11 protein-coding genes are annotated in these 13,027 nt (G+C 67.1%); 6 read left to right on the top strand and 5 right to left on the bottom strand.

Annotated elements, in window-relative coordinates:
- Positions 1–39 precede the first annotated feature (39 nt).
- The gene (locus CJ179_RS43850) at positions 40–3,450 is read left to right on the top strand and encodes a serine/threonine-protein kinase (protein ID WP_095865697.1); all 3,411 of its coding nucleotides are present in this window, start codon (positions 40–42) and stop codon (positions 3,448–3,450) included.
- 56 nt (positions 3,451–3,506) lie between these two features.
- Here the strand turns inward: CJ179_RS43850 and CJ179_RS43845 are convergent, their stop codons facing one another.
- Both CJ179_RS43845 and CJ179_RS43840 read right to left on the bottom strand, forming a co-directional pair.
- Positions 3,507–3,848 (bottom strand): hypothetical protein, encoded by a 342-nt coding sequence (locus CJ179_RS43845; RefSeq protein WP_257016109.1) that lies wholly within the window; start codon positions 3,846–3,848, stop codon positions 3,507–3,509.
- A 122-nt stretch (positions 3,849–3,970) separates the two neighbouring features.
- Positions 3,971–4,756, bottom strand: coding sequence for a GntR family transcriptional regulator (locus tag CJ179_RS43840; RefSeq protein ID WP_072943631.1), 786 nt, complete (start codon positions 4,754–4,756; stop codon positions 3,971–3,973).
- Positions 4,757–4,859: 103 nt separating this feature from the next.
- Between CJ179_RS43840 and CJ179_RS43835 the strand changes: the two genes are divergently transcribed.
- The 3 genes from CJ179_RS43835 to CJ179_RS43825 all read left to right on the top strand — a co-directional run bounded on the left by CJ179_RS43835 (position 4,860) and on the right by CJ179_RS43825 (position 7,513).
- On the top strand, positions 4,860–5,603 hold the full coding sequence (locus CJ179_RS43835) for a class I fructose-bisphosphate aldolase (protein WP_218834916.1): 744 nt from the start codon (positions 4,860–4,862) through the stop codon (positions 5,601–5,603).
- A gap of 135 nt (positions 5,604–5,738) precedes the next feature.
- Positions 5,739–6,704 carry a sugar phosphate isomerase/epimerase gene (locus tag CJ179_RS43830; RefSeq protein WP_095865583.1) on the top strand — a complete coding sequence of 322 codons (966 nt, stop codon included), beginning with the start codon at positions 5,739–5,741 and terminating at the stop codon, positions 6,702–6,704.
- A gap of 128 nt (positions 6,705–6,832) precedes the next feature.
- Entirely contained in the window at positions 6,833–7,513 is a 681-nt protein-coding gene (locus tag CJ179_RS43825) for a class I SAM-dependent methyltransferase (protein WP_095865582.1), read from the top strand.
- 3 nt (positions 7,514–7,516) lie between these two features.
- Here CJ179_RS43825 and CJ179_RS43820 read toward each other — a convergent pair whose 3' ends face one another.
- Positions 7,517–8,746: a cytochrome P450 gene (locus CJ179_RS43820; RefSeq protein ID WP_095865581.1), complete on the bottom strand. Its 1,230-nt coding sequence runs from the start codon at positions 8,744–8,746 to the stop codon at positions 7,517–7,519.
- 142 nt (positions 8,747–8,888) lie between these two features.
- Between CJ179_RS43820 and CJ179_RS43815 the strand changes: the two genes are divergently transcribed.
- Positions 8,889–9,656 (top strand): hypothetical protein, encoded by a 768-nt coding sequence (locus tag CJ179_RS43815; protein WP_095865580.1) that lies wholly within the window; start codon positions 8,889–8,891, stop codon positions 9,654–9,656.
- 143 nt (positions 9,657–9,799) lie between these two features.
- Positions 9,800–11,206, top strand: a complete 1,407-nt coding sequence (locus CJ179_RS43810; protein ID WP_095865579.1) for a guanine deaminase — start codon at positions 9,800–9,802, stop codon at positions 11,204–11,206.
- Positions 11,207–11,252: 46 nt separating this feature from the next.
- Here the strand turns inward: CJ179_RS43810 and CJ179_RS43805 are convergent, their stop codons facing one another.
- The gene (locus CJ179_RS43805) at positions 11,253–11,723 is read right to left on the bottom strand and encodes an SgcJ/EcaC family oxidoreductase (RefSeq protein ID WP_095865578.1); all 471 of its coding nucleotides are present in this window, start codon (positions 11,721–11,723) and stop codon (positions 11,253–11,255) included.
- An 86-nt stretch (positions 11,724–11,809) separates the two neighbouring features.
- Positions 11,810–12,973: a Gfo/Idh/MocA family protein gene (locus CJ179_RS43800; RefSeq protein ID WP_072943638.1), complete on the bottom strand. Its 1,164-nt coding sequence runs from the start codon at positions 12,971–12,973 to the stop codon at positions 11,810–11,812.
- Between the last annotated feature and the right edge of the window lie 54 nt (positions 12,974–13,027).

Here is a 13,027-nt window from a genome sequence, read left to right as displayed (position 1 = left end):
GGCACCGGTGTGGTGACGCCGACCGGGATGGGGTGTGCGATGGCCGAATTCGATCCGTTTGCCACCCAGCGTGACAACGCCGGGGACATAACGGCAGAGCTGGAAGCCGCCGGATTCACCGACCTCGAAGAAATCGGCCGCGGAGGGTTCGGCGTCGTCTATCGATGCCGTCAGCCGCATTTGGACCGCACGGTGGCGGTCAAGGTACTCGCCGCGGACCCGGCGCCAGAGGATCTGGAGCGGTTCCTGCGCGAGCAGCGGGCGATGGGCCGGCTGTCCGGGCACCCCCACATCGTCACCGTTCTGCAGGTGGGCACCACCGCGGCGGGCCGACTTTACCTCGTGATGCCGTATCACCGGTACGGGTCGCTCGACGCCACGATCCGCCGCACCGGCCCCCTGAACTGGGCCGATACGCTGAACCTGGGGATCGCGTTGGCCGGGGCGCTCGAGACCGCCCATCGGGCCGGGATCGTGCACCGCGACGTCAAACCGGCGAACATCTTGCTGACCGAGTACGGCGACGCGCAGCTGGCCGATTTCGGCATCGCCCGGATTTCCGGGGGTTTCGAGACCGGTACCGGTGTGATCACTGGTTCGCCGGCGTTCACCGCCCCCGAGGTCCTCGCCGGGCAGAGCCCCACCCCGGCGTCCGACATCTACAGCCTGGGCGCGAGTTTGTTCTGTGCACTTACCGGGCACGCAGCGTTCGAGCGCCGCAGCGGTGAGCAGCTCGTGGCCCAGTTCGTGCGGATCACCACCGAGCCGGTGCCGGATCTGCGGGATCCGGCCATTCCCGGTGCGGTCACGGCGGTGATCGGGCACGCCATGGCCGCCGAACCGACGGCTCGCCCACACACGGCTGCGGAGTTCGGCGACGAGTTGCGCGACACTCAGGCCCGGGCCGGAGCACTCGCCGACACGCCCGCGGTCGCGCCGGAATCGGTGCCCGTGCCGACCGAGACACCCGCCGGCACGCAACGTGTGCGGCGTGCGCCGCCGACTCCGGCGACGAAATTCCGGCCACCCACCGCACCGAAGGCCCTGGTGCGCCGGGCACGGCTGCTCGAGGCTCTGCGGGCCGCGAGGCGGCGCCGACTGGTACTCATCCATGCGCCCGCCGGGTACGGCAAGTCCACCCTTGCCGCCCAGTGGCGCGAGGTGCTCGTCTCCGGAGGCACTGCGGTGGCGTGGCTCTCCGTCGACAACGACGACAACAACCTCGTGTGGTTTCTCGCGCACCTGATCGAGGCGATCCGGCGTGTGCAGCCCACCCTGGGTCACGATCTCGGTCAGGTACTGGAGGACCGCGGGGCCGACGCCGACCGCTACGTGCTGACCTCATTGGTCGACGAGGTGCACGACCGAGGGCTACCGGTGGCGGTGATGATCGACGATTGGCACCGGGTCACCGATTCCGCGACCCTCGCCGCCCTGGGCTACCTGCTCGACAACGGCTGCCACCACCTTCAGCTCATCGTCACCAGCCGGACCCGATCCGGACTGCCGCTCGGCCGAATGAAGGTTCGCGACGAACTGGTCGAGGTCGCCGCCGCGGACCTCCGTTTCGACCTGGACGAATCCACCCGGTTTCTCGTCGACGTGAACGGACTCGCGCTGGCCGATTCCGAGCTCGCCGCGCTGACACGTTCCACCGACGGGTGGGTGGCCGCTCTGCAGCTCGCGTCCCTGTCGCTCCGCGGCCGATCCGATGCGGGCGAACTGATCGCCCACCTGTCCGGGCGACATCATGCGATCGGAGAGTTCCTTGCCGAGAATGTGCTGAGCGCACTCGAACCCGAACTTCTCGACTTCCTGATGGCCACCTCGATTCCGGAACGAATCTGCGGCGAACTCGCGGGGGTCCTTGCCGACACGACCCGCGGGCAGGCGCTGCTCAAGGAGGCCGAAGAGCGGGATCTGTTCCTGCGCAGCCTCGACGACGACCGGGACTGGTTCCGCTATCACCATCTGTTCGCCGAGTTTCTCCGACGCCGGCTCGAGCGCGATGCACCCGAGCAACTCGCACGGTTGCACCGGAAAGCGTCGGACTGGTTCGCCGACCATCACGCGCTCGGCGAGGCGGTCGATCATGCGCTGGCCGCCGGCGATGACGACCGTGCCGTCGACCTGATCGAGTCGCACGCGATGAACCTGATCGAAAGCTCGAAGATGGGGACGGTCCTCGCTCTGGTCGCGAAACTTCCCGCACTGCTCGCACAGAACCGGGCCCGGCTCCAGCTGATCGTGGCGTGGGCCAACGTCCTGCTGCATCGGCTCGAGCCGATGCAGGCCTCCCTGGCGCGGGTCGAGGCTGCCCTCGACGAGCACACCCTGACCGAGGCGCAGGTGATCGATCTGCGGGTGGAGGCGGCAGTCATCGCCGACGTCGGTCGGTGCCACGCCGACGTCATCGACGGAGCCGGCGAGCAGGTCCGCGAATGTTTGACACGGCCGAACACCCTGCCGCCCTTCGTCGTCGCCGCGGCAGCCGACGTCACTTCCTTCGCCGACATCTGCACTTTCGACTTCGACGCCGCCCGTCGACTGCAGAACTGGGCACGGCCCTACCACCAGCAGACCCGCGGCCCGCACTTCGGGATGATCGGGCACTGTTTCGCCGGTATCGCCGCCAACGAACTCCTCGACATCACCGCCGCCGAGGATCACTTCCGGGCCGCCTGGGACCTCGCCGTTTCCACCGTCGGTGTCCACTCGTATGCGGCACAGCTGTCCGGGGCCCTGCTCGGTGACCTGCTGTATCAGCAGGGCACGATCGATGAGGCCGAGCGCCTGCTGGATGCCAGTTACCGCCTCGGCGCCGAGGGCGGCGTCGTGGATTTCATGCTCGCCAGTTACGGCACCGGAGCCCGGATCAAGGCCCTGCGCGGTGACATGCCCGCGGCCGCGCAGCGGTTGGACGAGGGCGCCGACACCGCCCGGAAGTTGTCACTGCCGCGGCTCGCCGCGCGGATCGACAACGAGCGGATTCGCTGCGGATGGGAACCGGGCACCGAATTCCACTCTCGGACAGAGCGGTCGACGCCCGGAAACCAACCCACCGTCATCGGCAGACGAACGACCGAAATCGACGAAGACTCCCAGATCCGGCTGCTCCTGACCGCCCACGCCTACGCCCAAGCCTGCACCCGAGTCGTGGCGGTGGTGCGGACACTCGAAACAGCGCGGCGACCGCGGGCCCTCCTCGAGGCGAGGATGCTGCACGCCCAGTGCCTGGCCGCCGCGGGAAGGGTCATGGACGCGAAACAAGTCCTCATTCCCGTTGCCGCCGACTGCGCCGAATATGGCCTGCCCCGACTGGTTGCCGACGGCGGCGAACTCGTCACCGCACTCCTCACCGGGATCGCCGACGATCAACGCCACGGCCGCTGGCGACCCGAATGGCCGTCCATCCCGGAGTCCTTCCTTACCCAGACGCACCCGCACTAGCGTCGCGGACTGCGCCCCTCACCGAAGAAACGCATGTGGCGGGCCGGTCAGCGCTGTTACTGCACGGCCGAAACCTCGGGGAGTGAGGGCAGCGGCCGGGATGCGACGTCCCGTGCCTCGTCCGGGGCGACGCCGACCATGCACAGCATCGCCTGGGAGAAGACTTCGTCGGTGCGGTCCTGTGCCGGCACTGACACCACGTGATGGAGGGTCGACAGCAGAGCGCCGAATACGCACGCCGTGGCTATCTCGACATCGGGAATCGTGAAGCTTCCGCTGTCCACGCCCTTGCGCAGGTCGCGGGCGGCCCGGGGGCCGAGGATGTCGATCAGCTTGGGGTGGGCCACGCCGAGGCGCACCACGAACCACCCCCACAGGGGACTGATCGCATGGCGCACGAGGTGCCACAGCGACGAGGAAACACCTCGGCGGCGCCGGGCAGCCTCGGCGACCGCTCCTGGGCGCGAGCGCGTTTCGACATCGTCCGGGCGCCCGTGGGCGTCTGACGTCCGATCCCGGATCAGCGGACCGCGTTGCCGAGGTCGACCGTGCTCACGTCGACCTCCAGCGGGATGATGTCGCTGCGCACCCAGGTTTCGTAGACGTCGTACCGGAGACCTTCGGGCGTCCAGGACGTCGAGCGGATGCACAACATGGGTTCGTTCTCGTCGATCGCCAGCGCCTCGGCGATCTCCGGCGTCGGCCTGGCGGCGCGGATGATGCGGTTGGCGCCGCCCAGGCTGAATCCCGCGTTCGTCAGCAGTGTCGTCAGCGACGCCTCGCCGGCGAGCACGTCGGTCGCGGACGCCAGGACCGGAGTCAGGATCGGCGGGCTGTAATTGGTACTGAACAGTGCGGGCGTGCCGTCGAGGGAGCGAACCCGCACCAACTCGAAACCCACTGTCTCGCTCGGCAGATTCAGCGCCTGGCAGACGTGGTCGGGAAAGGTGGCAGTTCCCGAGCGCAGCACCCGGGTGCTCACCGACCGGTTCTGGTGGCCCATCGCATTCTCGAGGAAGCCTTCCTTGCCCTGGATGACCCAACCGGTGCCGTCCTTGGGGGCGCTGGCGAACACTCCGCGGTTCGGGATTCGCTGAGCGACCCCGCGAGATTCCAGGAACTGCAGAGCCTGACGGACGGTGGCCCGCGACAGTTCGAACTGGACGGAAAGCTCGTTCTCGCTGGGCAGCTTGGCTCCGCGGGCGATGGCCCCCGACGAGATCCGACCCTCCAGCACGGACGCCAGCTGCTGGTAGTACGGCACAACCGACTGCCGATCGATCGAACCCTCGGTACTCGTAGTCACGGAGCGGCTCCTTTCGGCTCTCTGATGTCTCGATCGTAGGTGTTGAACGGCCAGGCGTTGTCCACGACCTTGCCCCTTGTCCATTTGCGACCCACCCAATAGAGTGCAGATTGTACGTACGATACGTATAATCTTATTCGACAGGATCAAGGGCCTCGAAACCCCCTCCGCACCGTTCGCCGCCTGGGCCGACACCGACGTCACCGGATTCATGATGACCCCCGGACAGGTCAAACAAACCGAAAAATTCTTCGCCGAACACCCACACCTGAGCCGCGTACTCACCATCGACACCTACTACGACGTCACCACCCTCGACGGCGGCGGCTCCCACGAACTGATCACCACCGTCGAAGAAGCCGTCCGCATGGGCGTCGACGCCGTCAAAATGCTCTTCCCCTGGAACATCTCCCGCAGCGAACGCGCCGCCATGTGCGCCCGCGTCGGCAAGATCGTCACCGCCTGCGACGCCTGGGACATCCCCCTCGTCCTCGAACCGGTCATCATGGGCGCACCCCGCACCGACGACGACGTCGTCGAAGAGGAGGAAGAAGAAAAGGTCGCCCGCATCGCCTACGACCTCGGCGCCCACATCATCAAGATCGCCTTCCCCGGCGAGGAACGCACCGCCCGCCTCGTCGACGAACTCCGCGTCCCCCTCGTCATCGCCGGCGGACCCCTCGCCGGCGACGTCAACGACACCGTCGACGCCATCGGGCAGACCCTGCGCGCCGGCGCCCGCGGAATCATCGTCGGCCGCAACATCTGGCAACGCGAACGCAGCGAAGGCGAACGCGTGCTCAAGGAGATCGGCACCCTGACCCGGGGCGTCAGCTTCACGTCCTGAGCGGGTGAACGGCAGCGGCGGACGCGTCGGCGAGCATGCCCGGCTCGCCGTCGCCGCCGGCCATATGTCTTGACAAATAGGGATACTAGAACGTACTAGTTGTGTACGACGTCTCCCGACAGGAAGTGCACAGCGATGAAAATCGGACTACTCACCGACTCGGTCAGCCATCTGCCCTTCGACGCTGCACTGGACCTGGCGCGCACCCACGGACTGTCGTCCGTCGAGGTCGCCACGGGAAACTGGTCGGAGAGTCCGCATGCCGATCTACCCGCCCTCGTGTCGTCCGACGGGGCGAGGGAGGAGTTCCTCGGCAAGATCACGTCCCGCGGTCTGACCCTCAGCGCTCTCACCGCCAACGGCAACCAACTCCACCCCGTCACCGGGGAGCGGCAGGCCGAAGTCGTCCGCGACACCATCACGGTGGCCAGTGCGCTCGGAGTCCCGACAGTGGTCCTCATGTCGGGATTGCCGGGCGCCGAGGGTGACTCGTCGCCCAACTGGATCACCACGTCCTGGCCGCCGGAGAACTTGGACATCCTCGCCTACCAATGGCAGGAGGTGGCAATTCCGTACTGGAAGGAACTCGCCGCCTTCGCGCGCGACGCGAACGTGCGTCTTGCCGTCGAAGCCTGTGGCGCCCAACTCGTCCACAACGTGTCGACCCTGCACCGGCTGATCGACAGCGCCGGGGCCGACGTCGTCGGCGCCAATCTCGACCCCTCACACCTCATGTGGATGGGCGCAGACATCCCCGCCGTCATCCGATCCCTCGGCGAGTCCATCTTCCACGTCCACGCCAAGGACATCCGGATCAACCGGTGGAACGCCGACAACGACGGACTGCTCGACACCGTTCCGATCACCACCCCGCACGACCGCGCATGGAACTACGTCACCCTCGGCCTGGGACATCCGGACGGGCAGCAGTTCTGGGCCGACTTCGTCTACAACCTCCGGTCCGTCGGCTACGACGGCACGCTCAACATCGAGCACGAGGACGCGCTCGTCAGTTCGATCGAGGGCGTAGGCCGGGCGGCCGAATTGCTGAACCAGGTGGTGCTCACCGAAACCCCCGACTGGACACCCGCCCGCGTGTAGGTGGACAACCGTATAGACGGACCGCGTGTTCGCCAGGTAACCCTTACTCTATGAGCGACAACGGCGCGGACAGTCGACCCGCACAGGTTCGGGCGCCGTGGGAAACCGGGACACCTAGGAGCGCGACCATGCCGCTGGCACCGTTCGACCCCATCACCGCGATCTACACACCGGCGCACGCCTGGATGTACGAGACCATCGTGGCACCGGCCGTCTACCGCTCACGCCGCGTCATCGACGAGTACTTCCTGCCGCATCTCCCCCCGAACGCCCGCATTCTGGACGTCGGATCGGGTGGGGCGCTGTTCACCAAGTACATCGCCGACCAGCGCCCCGACGTGCACATTCTGGGCCTCGATCTGTCGCAGGCGCAGATCAAGCGCGCCACCAAACGCATGCGCAGCTACGGCGACCGGGTGCGCTTCGATGTGGGCGACGCCACGAAACTGGAGTTCGCCGATCAGACGTTCGACGGCGTGATCAGCTACGGCTCCATCAAGCACTGGTCGTCGCGCGAGGCCGGGCTCGCCGAGTGCGTGCGCGTCCTGAAGCCGGGCGGACCGCTGCTGATCACGGATGCGGACCGCAGCACGAGGTTCGAGGACGCCGAGAAGTTCGTCGAGGACTACAAGGCGCCGCGCATTCTCGGTCCGGTCAACCTGGCGATCTTCCACACCTGGATCGCCGGGCGCTCGATCAGTCTCGACGAGGCGCGTGACCTCGCGGACCGGATCGAGCTCGACGACGCGACCGTAGCGCGCATCACCGACATGCCGCTCGTCATGATTTCCGGTCGCCGGCCGGCGTGAACGTCACGGTCGGTCGCCTGCCCGGGCCGGCAGTGACGCGATGCCGTTGACGAATGCGGAGAGCAGCAGCTCCGGCTCGCCCACCGTGTGGAGTCCGGGGTGGGCGGTGAACAGTTCCTCGAGCATGACCCGCAGCTCGAGCTTCGCGAGGTTCACGCCCAGGCAGTGGTGGATGTCTTTCGCACCGAAACCGAGCTGCTTGCCCGCGTTCGGGCGGGTGATGTCGAACCGGTCCGGATCGTCGAAGACGCGCTCGTCGTGGTTCGCGGACAGGTACCACATGACGACCTTGTCCCCGGCTGCGATGTGGGCCCCGCCGATCTCGGTGTCGACGGTCGCGGTGCGCCGCATGTAGGGCACCGGGGACGCGAAGCGGATCACCTCGTCGATCGTGTTGTCGATGTGGCCGGGAAAGTCGGCGAGCAGCAGTTCCTTCTGGCCGGGGTGCTCGCTGAGCAGGTGCAGCGCCCACGCCAGCGCTTGCCGGGTGGTCTCGTAACCCGCCGTGATCAGCAGGATGACGAACGACCCGAACTCCGTCGGCGTGAGGGTCTCCCCGTCGACCATCGTCGACACCAGGCGGGACGTCAGGTCGTCGCCGGGGTCCGCCTTGCGTTTCTTTCCCAGTTCGAGGGCGTACCCGTAGATCTGACCGAGACCCGCCGCACCGCCGGGGGCGGTGACGAACTCCTGATCCCCACCCCCGGAAATGACGTCGGCGGCCGCCGCCAGGATCATCGGCCGGTCGCTCTCCGGGATCCCGAGCAGCTCGCAGATCACCTGCACCGGCAACCGGGTCGCGACCTCGGGGACGAAGTCGAACACCGTATCTCGGGGCAGGTCGGCGGCGATCTGCGCGGCGTAACCGCGCACCCTGTCGGCGATGCCCCGCACCGACGCGGCGGTGAACGCGGATTGCACGATCCCCCGCAGATGCTGATGCCGGGGGTTGTCCATCGCGATCATCGACATGGCGAACTCGAGGATCTCGACGGGGACGTCGTCGATGGTGAAGCCCTTGGCCGAGGAGAAGACCTCCGGGTTCCGGCTCACCGCCACCACGTCGTCGTAGCCGACGACCGACCAGAAGCCCGGACCGTCCGTTTCGGTGTGGAACTCGATAGGCGACCGCTGACGAAGCCCCTCGAACAGGGCGCGACGATCCGCGAAGCTGCGGTCCCAGAACACGCGTGCGGCAGGCGAGATGATTCTTTCGGACGCAGAACCCGTCACCGGTCCCCCTCGGTCGGTCGAACAGTCACTGCGACCCTACTGGGCGGGCAGCGGTTGCGCAGGTGAGGAATCACCGCAGGTCAACGGCTAAGATCATAGAGTCGGCCCGCGGTGCGCCGGAGATGAACGGGGAGGACGACCTGTGACGTTGAGGGTTCGACTCGGCGACCGGCGAGAGATGCGCGATCATCCGTTGGGGACGACCGAAGCAGGGTTCCGGGCCGGCTTGACCCAGCAGGAGGCCTTCACCAGAGGCCGGGGTCCCTTTCCCGGCGACGCCGAGAGCGTCTTCTCCGAACGTGAACTGTTCGTCACCGCCCCCGACGACGAGGTGCTGGCGGTCGCGACGATCACCGGGGTCCGCGAGTACGACGGCGAGTTGCTCGTCGACGGCGACCTGGTCGTCGACCACGAGCGGGTGGGGACGCGGCTGCTGATCCGGACCCCCGCCGAGAACGTGTTCTCCTGCGCCGACGAGGAATCGGCGTGGGCAGGCTCGGTCGAACGAGCACGGTGGATCTACGTGCGGGCGCTGGTCGAGGTCGCAACCGTCAAGACGGCCTCCTACGACCGTCGGCTCGCAGGCGCGGATCCTGCTGCCGACCCCGCAACGACCCTCGCCACCGCCGACGAGACGATGCAGGTGGTGCCCCGGTACGTGATGATCCACTGCAGCGGGAAGCTACGACTCGGCGGCCCGTACGCCGACGTCGCGGACTGGGACGGGCACGTGGAACCCTGGTCCGACTACGGATACGTCGACTGCCTGCGCCTCGACGACGTCCTGGGCACCAGCGGCGACCTCGACATCGACGCTCTTCGGCCACTCACCTCGCGGGCGGCCGCCGCGGAACTCCTCGAGTCGCTGGGATGGGACAAGGTCGTCCGCCGATTCGTCGAGGCCCGCTGACCGTTGCGGTGACCGCCGGGCGCGCAGAATCCAACGCAGACGGCTTGGTCTGTTCGGCCGCGATCCAGGTCTGATCGGTGGCATTGTAGGTGTGGGCTGTTATCTCATCGCATGATCCGTTACCACTCGACGGGAGTTCACGCATGGCCACGCACCTCCACCTCGGACACATCTTCCACATCGCAGGCGCGCCGAAAGTGACCGAAGCCGCGGCCGCCCTGGTTTCGATACCCGACGGCGCCCTGGTGCTGGACGACGATGGGCGAATCGTGTTTTGCGGTGACCGCGCCGAGCTCCCGTTCGAATACGAGTCCGGCACCGTGTACGACCACCGGCCCGGGTTTCTGCTGCCCGGGTTCGTCGACACCCACGTCCATTTCCCCCAGACGTACGCCGGCGACTCCTACGGCGGCGGGCAACTTCTGGAGTGGCTGACCCTGTGCATGTTCCCGTCGGAGGCGAAGTTCGCCGACCGGGAGTTCGCGCAGCAGGCGGCCGTCGAGTTCACCAACCGGCGCATCTCGGCGGGCACGACCGCCGCCATGGTGTTCGGTTCGGCGTTTCCGCACGCCCAGGACGCGTTGTTCACCGAGACGCAGAAGGCCGGCCTGCGCATCGTGAGTGGCCGCGGAATTCAAACCGTCGGTGACGAAACCGCTCAGCCGCTGATGACGTCCGAAGAGGACGCCATCCGACTCACCCGCGAGGAGATCGACAAGTGGCACGGCGCCGACACCGGCGACGTCGACACCGCGCTGCTGCATGTGGCGATCATCCCGAGGTTCTCGCTGTCGGTGACGCCGGAGACCTTGAAAAATCTCGGCGAACTCTACGACGAGGTGCGCGACCGCGGGGTGTACGTGCACTCGCATCTCAACGAGAACAACCGACCCGGCACCGGCGAGGTCGACTCGACCAAGGAGACGTACCAGGTGAACTCGTACCTGGACACCTACGACGGGAAGTTCCTGCCCGGCTCGGCGGTCGGCGGAAAGAGCCTGCTCGGCCGGCGCACGATCCTCGCGCACTGCGTGCACTGCCAGGACGTCGAGCTCGAGCGGATGGCCGAGACCGGTACGTCGGTCTCACACTGTCCGATCTCGCAGCTGTTCCTGGGATCCGGAACGATGCCGTGGAAGCGCACGGTCGCGTCGGGTGTCACCATCTCCGTGGGAACCGATTTCGGCGGCGGCGACGAATGGCTGATTCCGCGGGTGCTCGGCGACGCGTTCAAGGTGCACATCACCGAGCCCGGTGACGACGGGGTGTCGATGCATCCCGCCGAGATGCTGTTCGTCGGCACCCTCGGCGGCGCCCGGGCACTGGACATGGAGAACCGGTTCGGCAACTTCGACCTCGGGAAGGAAGCCGACTTCGTCGTCGTCGACCCGGCGGGCACACCTGCGCTCGACGGGTTGCTGCGCAACGCCTTTCGATCCCCCGATCCCGATCTCGCCCGCGATCAGACCCTGTTCGCGCTGCTGATGGGGATCCGCGAGACGTCCATCACCGAGGTGTACGTCGCGGGCAAACGCGCCAAATCGTCCTGAACTGCGGTGGTGGCCGGCCTCGCGGGTCGGCCACCACCGCGTCGCCTCAGCTGGGGTTCACCGACGAATGATGGTTGGCGATCAGCCACTTTCCGTCTTCGTACCGGTACACCCACGTGACCCTCGCTGCCACGTCCTGGCCGTTGGCGTTGATCACCCAGCGGCCCACGTTGTAGGCCAGGTCGCAGTCCGAATACTTGTAGCTTTCTTCCATCCGGGCCGTGGGATCGGCCTTGATCAGATTGACGAAATACTCCGTTATCTCCTCCGGGGTGTCGGCGATGGGCACCGACAGAGTCGGCAGCAGTATCGCGTCCGGCCGGTACAGCGCGGCCACCCGGCTCGCGTCGCCGGAGACCAGTGCATCGTTCCAACTCGTGAAAAGCGCATCCAGCTCACTGTCACTCGCGCGGACACAACTGTCCTCGCTGTCGGAGGAAGTATCCGACGAACACGAAACCACCGAAATCGTCAACGCGAGAATCGCAATGCCTATGCCGAACGGTTTGGCATTCATACCAACCTCCGCGGAGAAGGGGCGCGTACGGGAACGACCCGCCAACCGATCAAGCGTAACCCCGCGACCACACGGCGCGGATCGGATCAGCGCACCCCGACCCACGCACCCGATGCGACCGATGCCGTGATGGCGTCGAGGGTTTCGGCCGCGGCGACGGCGTCGGCGATCGTTGCGCCCTGGGGCTTTCCGTCGACGATCGACGTGATGAAGTTGTTTCCCTCGATGACCTTGAGGTCGTCGTAGCTCATCGAGGACGCGGAACCCGGCTGGAAGCGGGCGTATGCCCCGGCGTCGGGTCCCACCCAGACCGTCGTGACCGGCTGGTCCTGGTACCTGCTGCCGAGACTCGTGCCGAGTTCGTTCATCCGGCGGAAGTCCCAGTACACCGCACCTTTCGTGCCGTGGATCTCGAACCCGTAGTTGTTCTGCTCGCCGACGGCCACGCGGCTGGCGTCCAGCGTCACCCGTCCGCCCGATGCCAAACGGACCAGCGCGCTGACGAAGTCGTCGTTCTCCACCGCTCCCAACTTGCCGCCGGTGGCGCGCGCATGCCCGCTGGTGGCCCCCGTCGGGACGGCGCGCTGCGGGATGAAGACGGCGGTGTCGGCCACCACGGCGTCGATGTCCCCGAGCAGGTACCGGATCAGGTCGACGCCGTGCGAGGCGAGATCGCCCAGCACGCCCGACCCACCGCGCGCGTTCTCGTAACGCCAGCTCAGCGCGCCGTCCGGATGTGCGGCGTAGTCGCTGAGGAAGCGGAACCGTGAATGTGTGATGGTGCCCAGTTCCCCCGAGGCGATGAGATCGTGTGCCATCGCGACGGCAGGTGCGTGCCGGTAGTTGAACCCGACGGTCGACTGGACGCCGGCCTTCTCGACGGCGGCAGCAACAGCCTTCGCGTCCTCGGACGAGAGCCCGACCGGCTTCTCGATCCAGATGTGTTTGCCCGCCTCGGCCATCGCGACGCCGATCTCGCGGTGCAGGAAGTTGGGTGCGGTGATGCTGACCGCGTCGATGTTCTCGTCGGCGGCGATGTCGCGCCAATCCGTCAACGCTGCGCCGAACCCGAACTGGGCGGCTGCTTCCTCGGCGCGACCGGGTACTTCGTCGGCGACGGCGCCCAGCCGGATCGTCGGGGCTTCCGGGAAGTGGTGGCGCTGCCGCAGATACGCGTTCGTGTGCACTCGGCCCATCCAGCCGAATCCGGCCACTGCAACTGCGATCTCGGTGGGGTGGGCGTTGGTCAAGGTCGACTCCGGAACTACTCGGCGTGGCGGGTGTCTCTACGACAGTGCTGTGCG

This window comes from Rhodococcus sp. ACS1 (genome assembly GCF_002300155.1).
GTDB classification, from domain to species: domain Bacteria; phylum Actinomycetota; class Actinomycetes; order Mycobacteriales; family Mycobacteriaceae; genus Rhodococcus_F; species Rhodococcus_F koreensis.
The sequence above is the reverse complement of the archived record's forward strand: the minus strand, read 5'-3'. Positions and strand labels throughout refer to the sequence as shown.

Coding starts and splice junctions, on each gene's coding strand:
- CJ179_RS43805 (WP_095865578.1), bottom strand. CDS start 11,723: ATGAATGCCAAACCGTTCGGCATAGGCATTGCGATTCTCGCGTTGACG.
- CJ179_RS43810 (WP_095865579.1), top strand. CDS start 9,800: ATGGCCACGCACCTCCACCTCGGACACATCTTCCACATCGCAGGCGCG.
- CJ179_RS43825 (WP_095865582.1), top strand. CDS start 6,833: ATGCCGCTGGCACCGTTCGACCCCATCACCGCGATCTACACACCGGCG.
- CJ179_RS43850 (WP_095865697.1), top strand. CDS start 40: ATGGCCGAATTCGATCCGTTTGCCACCCAGCGTGACAACGCCGGGGAC.
- CJ179_RS43830 (WP_095865583.1), top strand. CDS start 5,739: ATGAAAATCGGACTACTCACCGACTCGGTCAGCCATCTGCCCTTCGAC.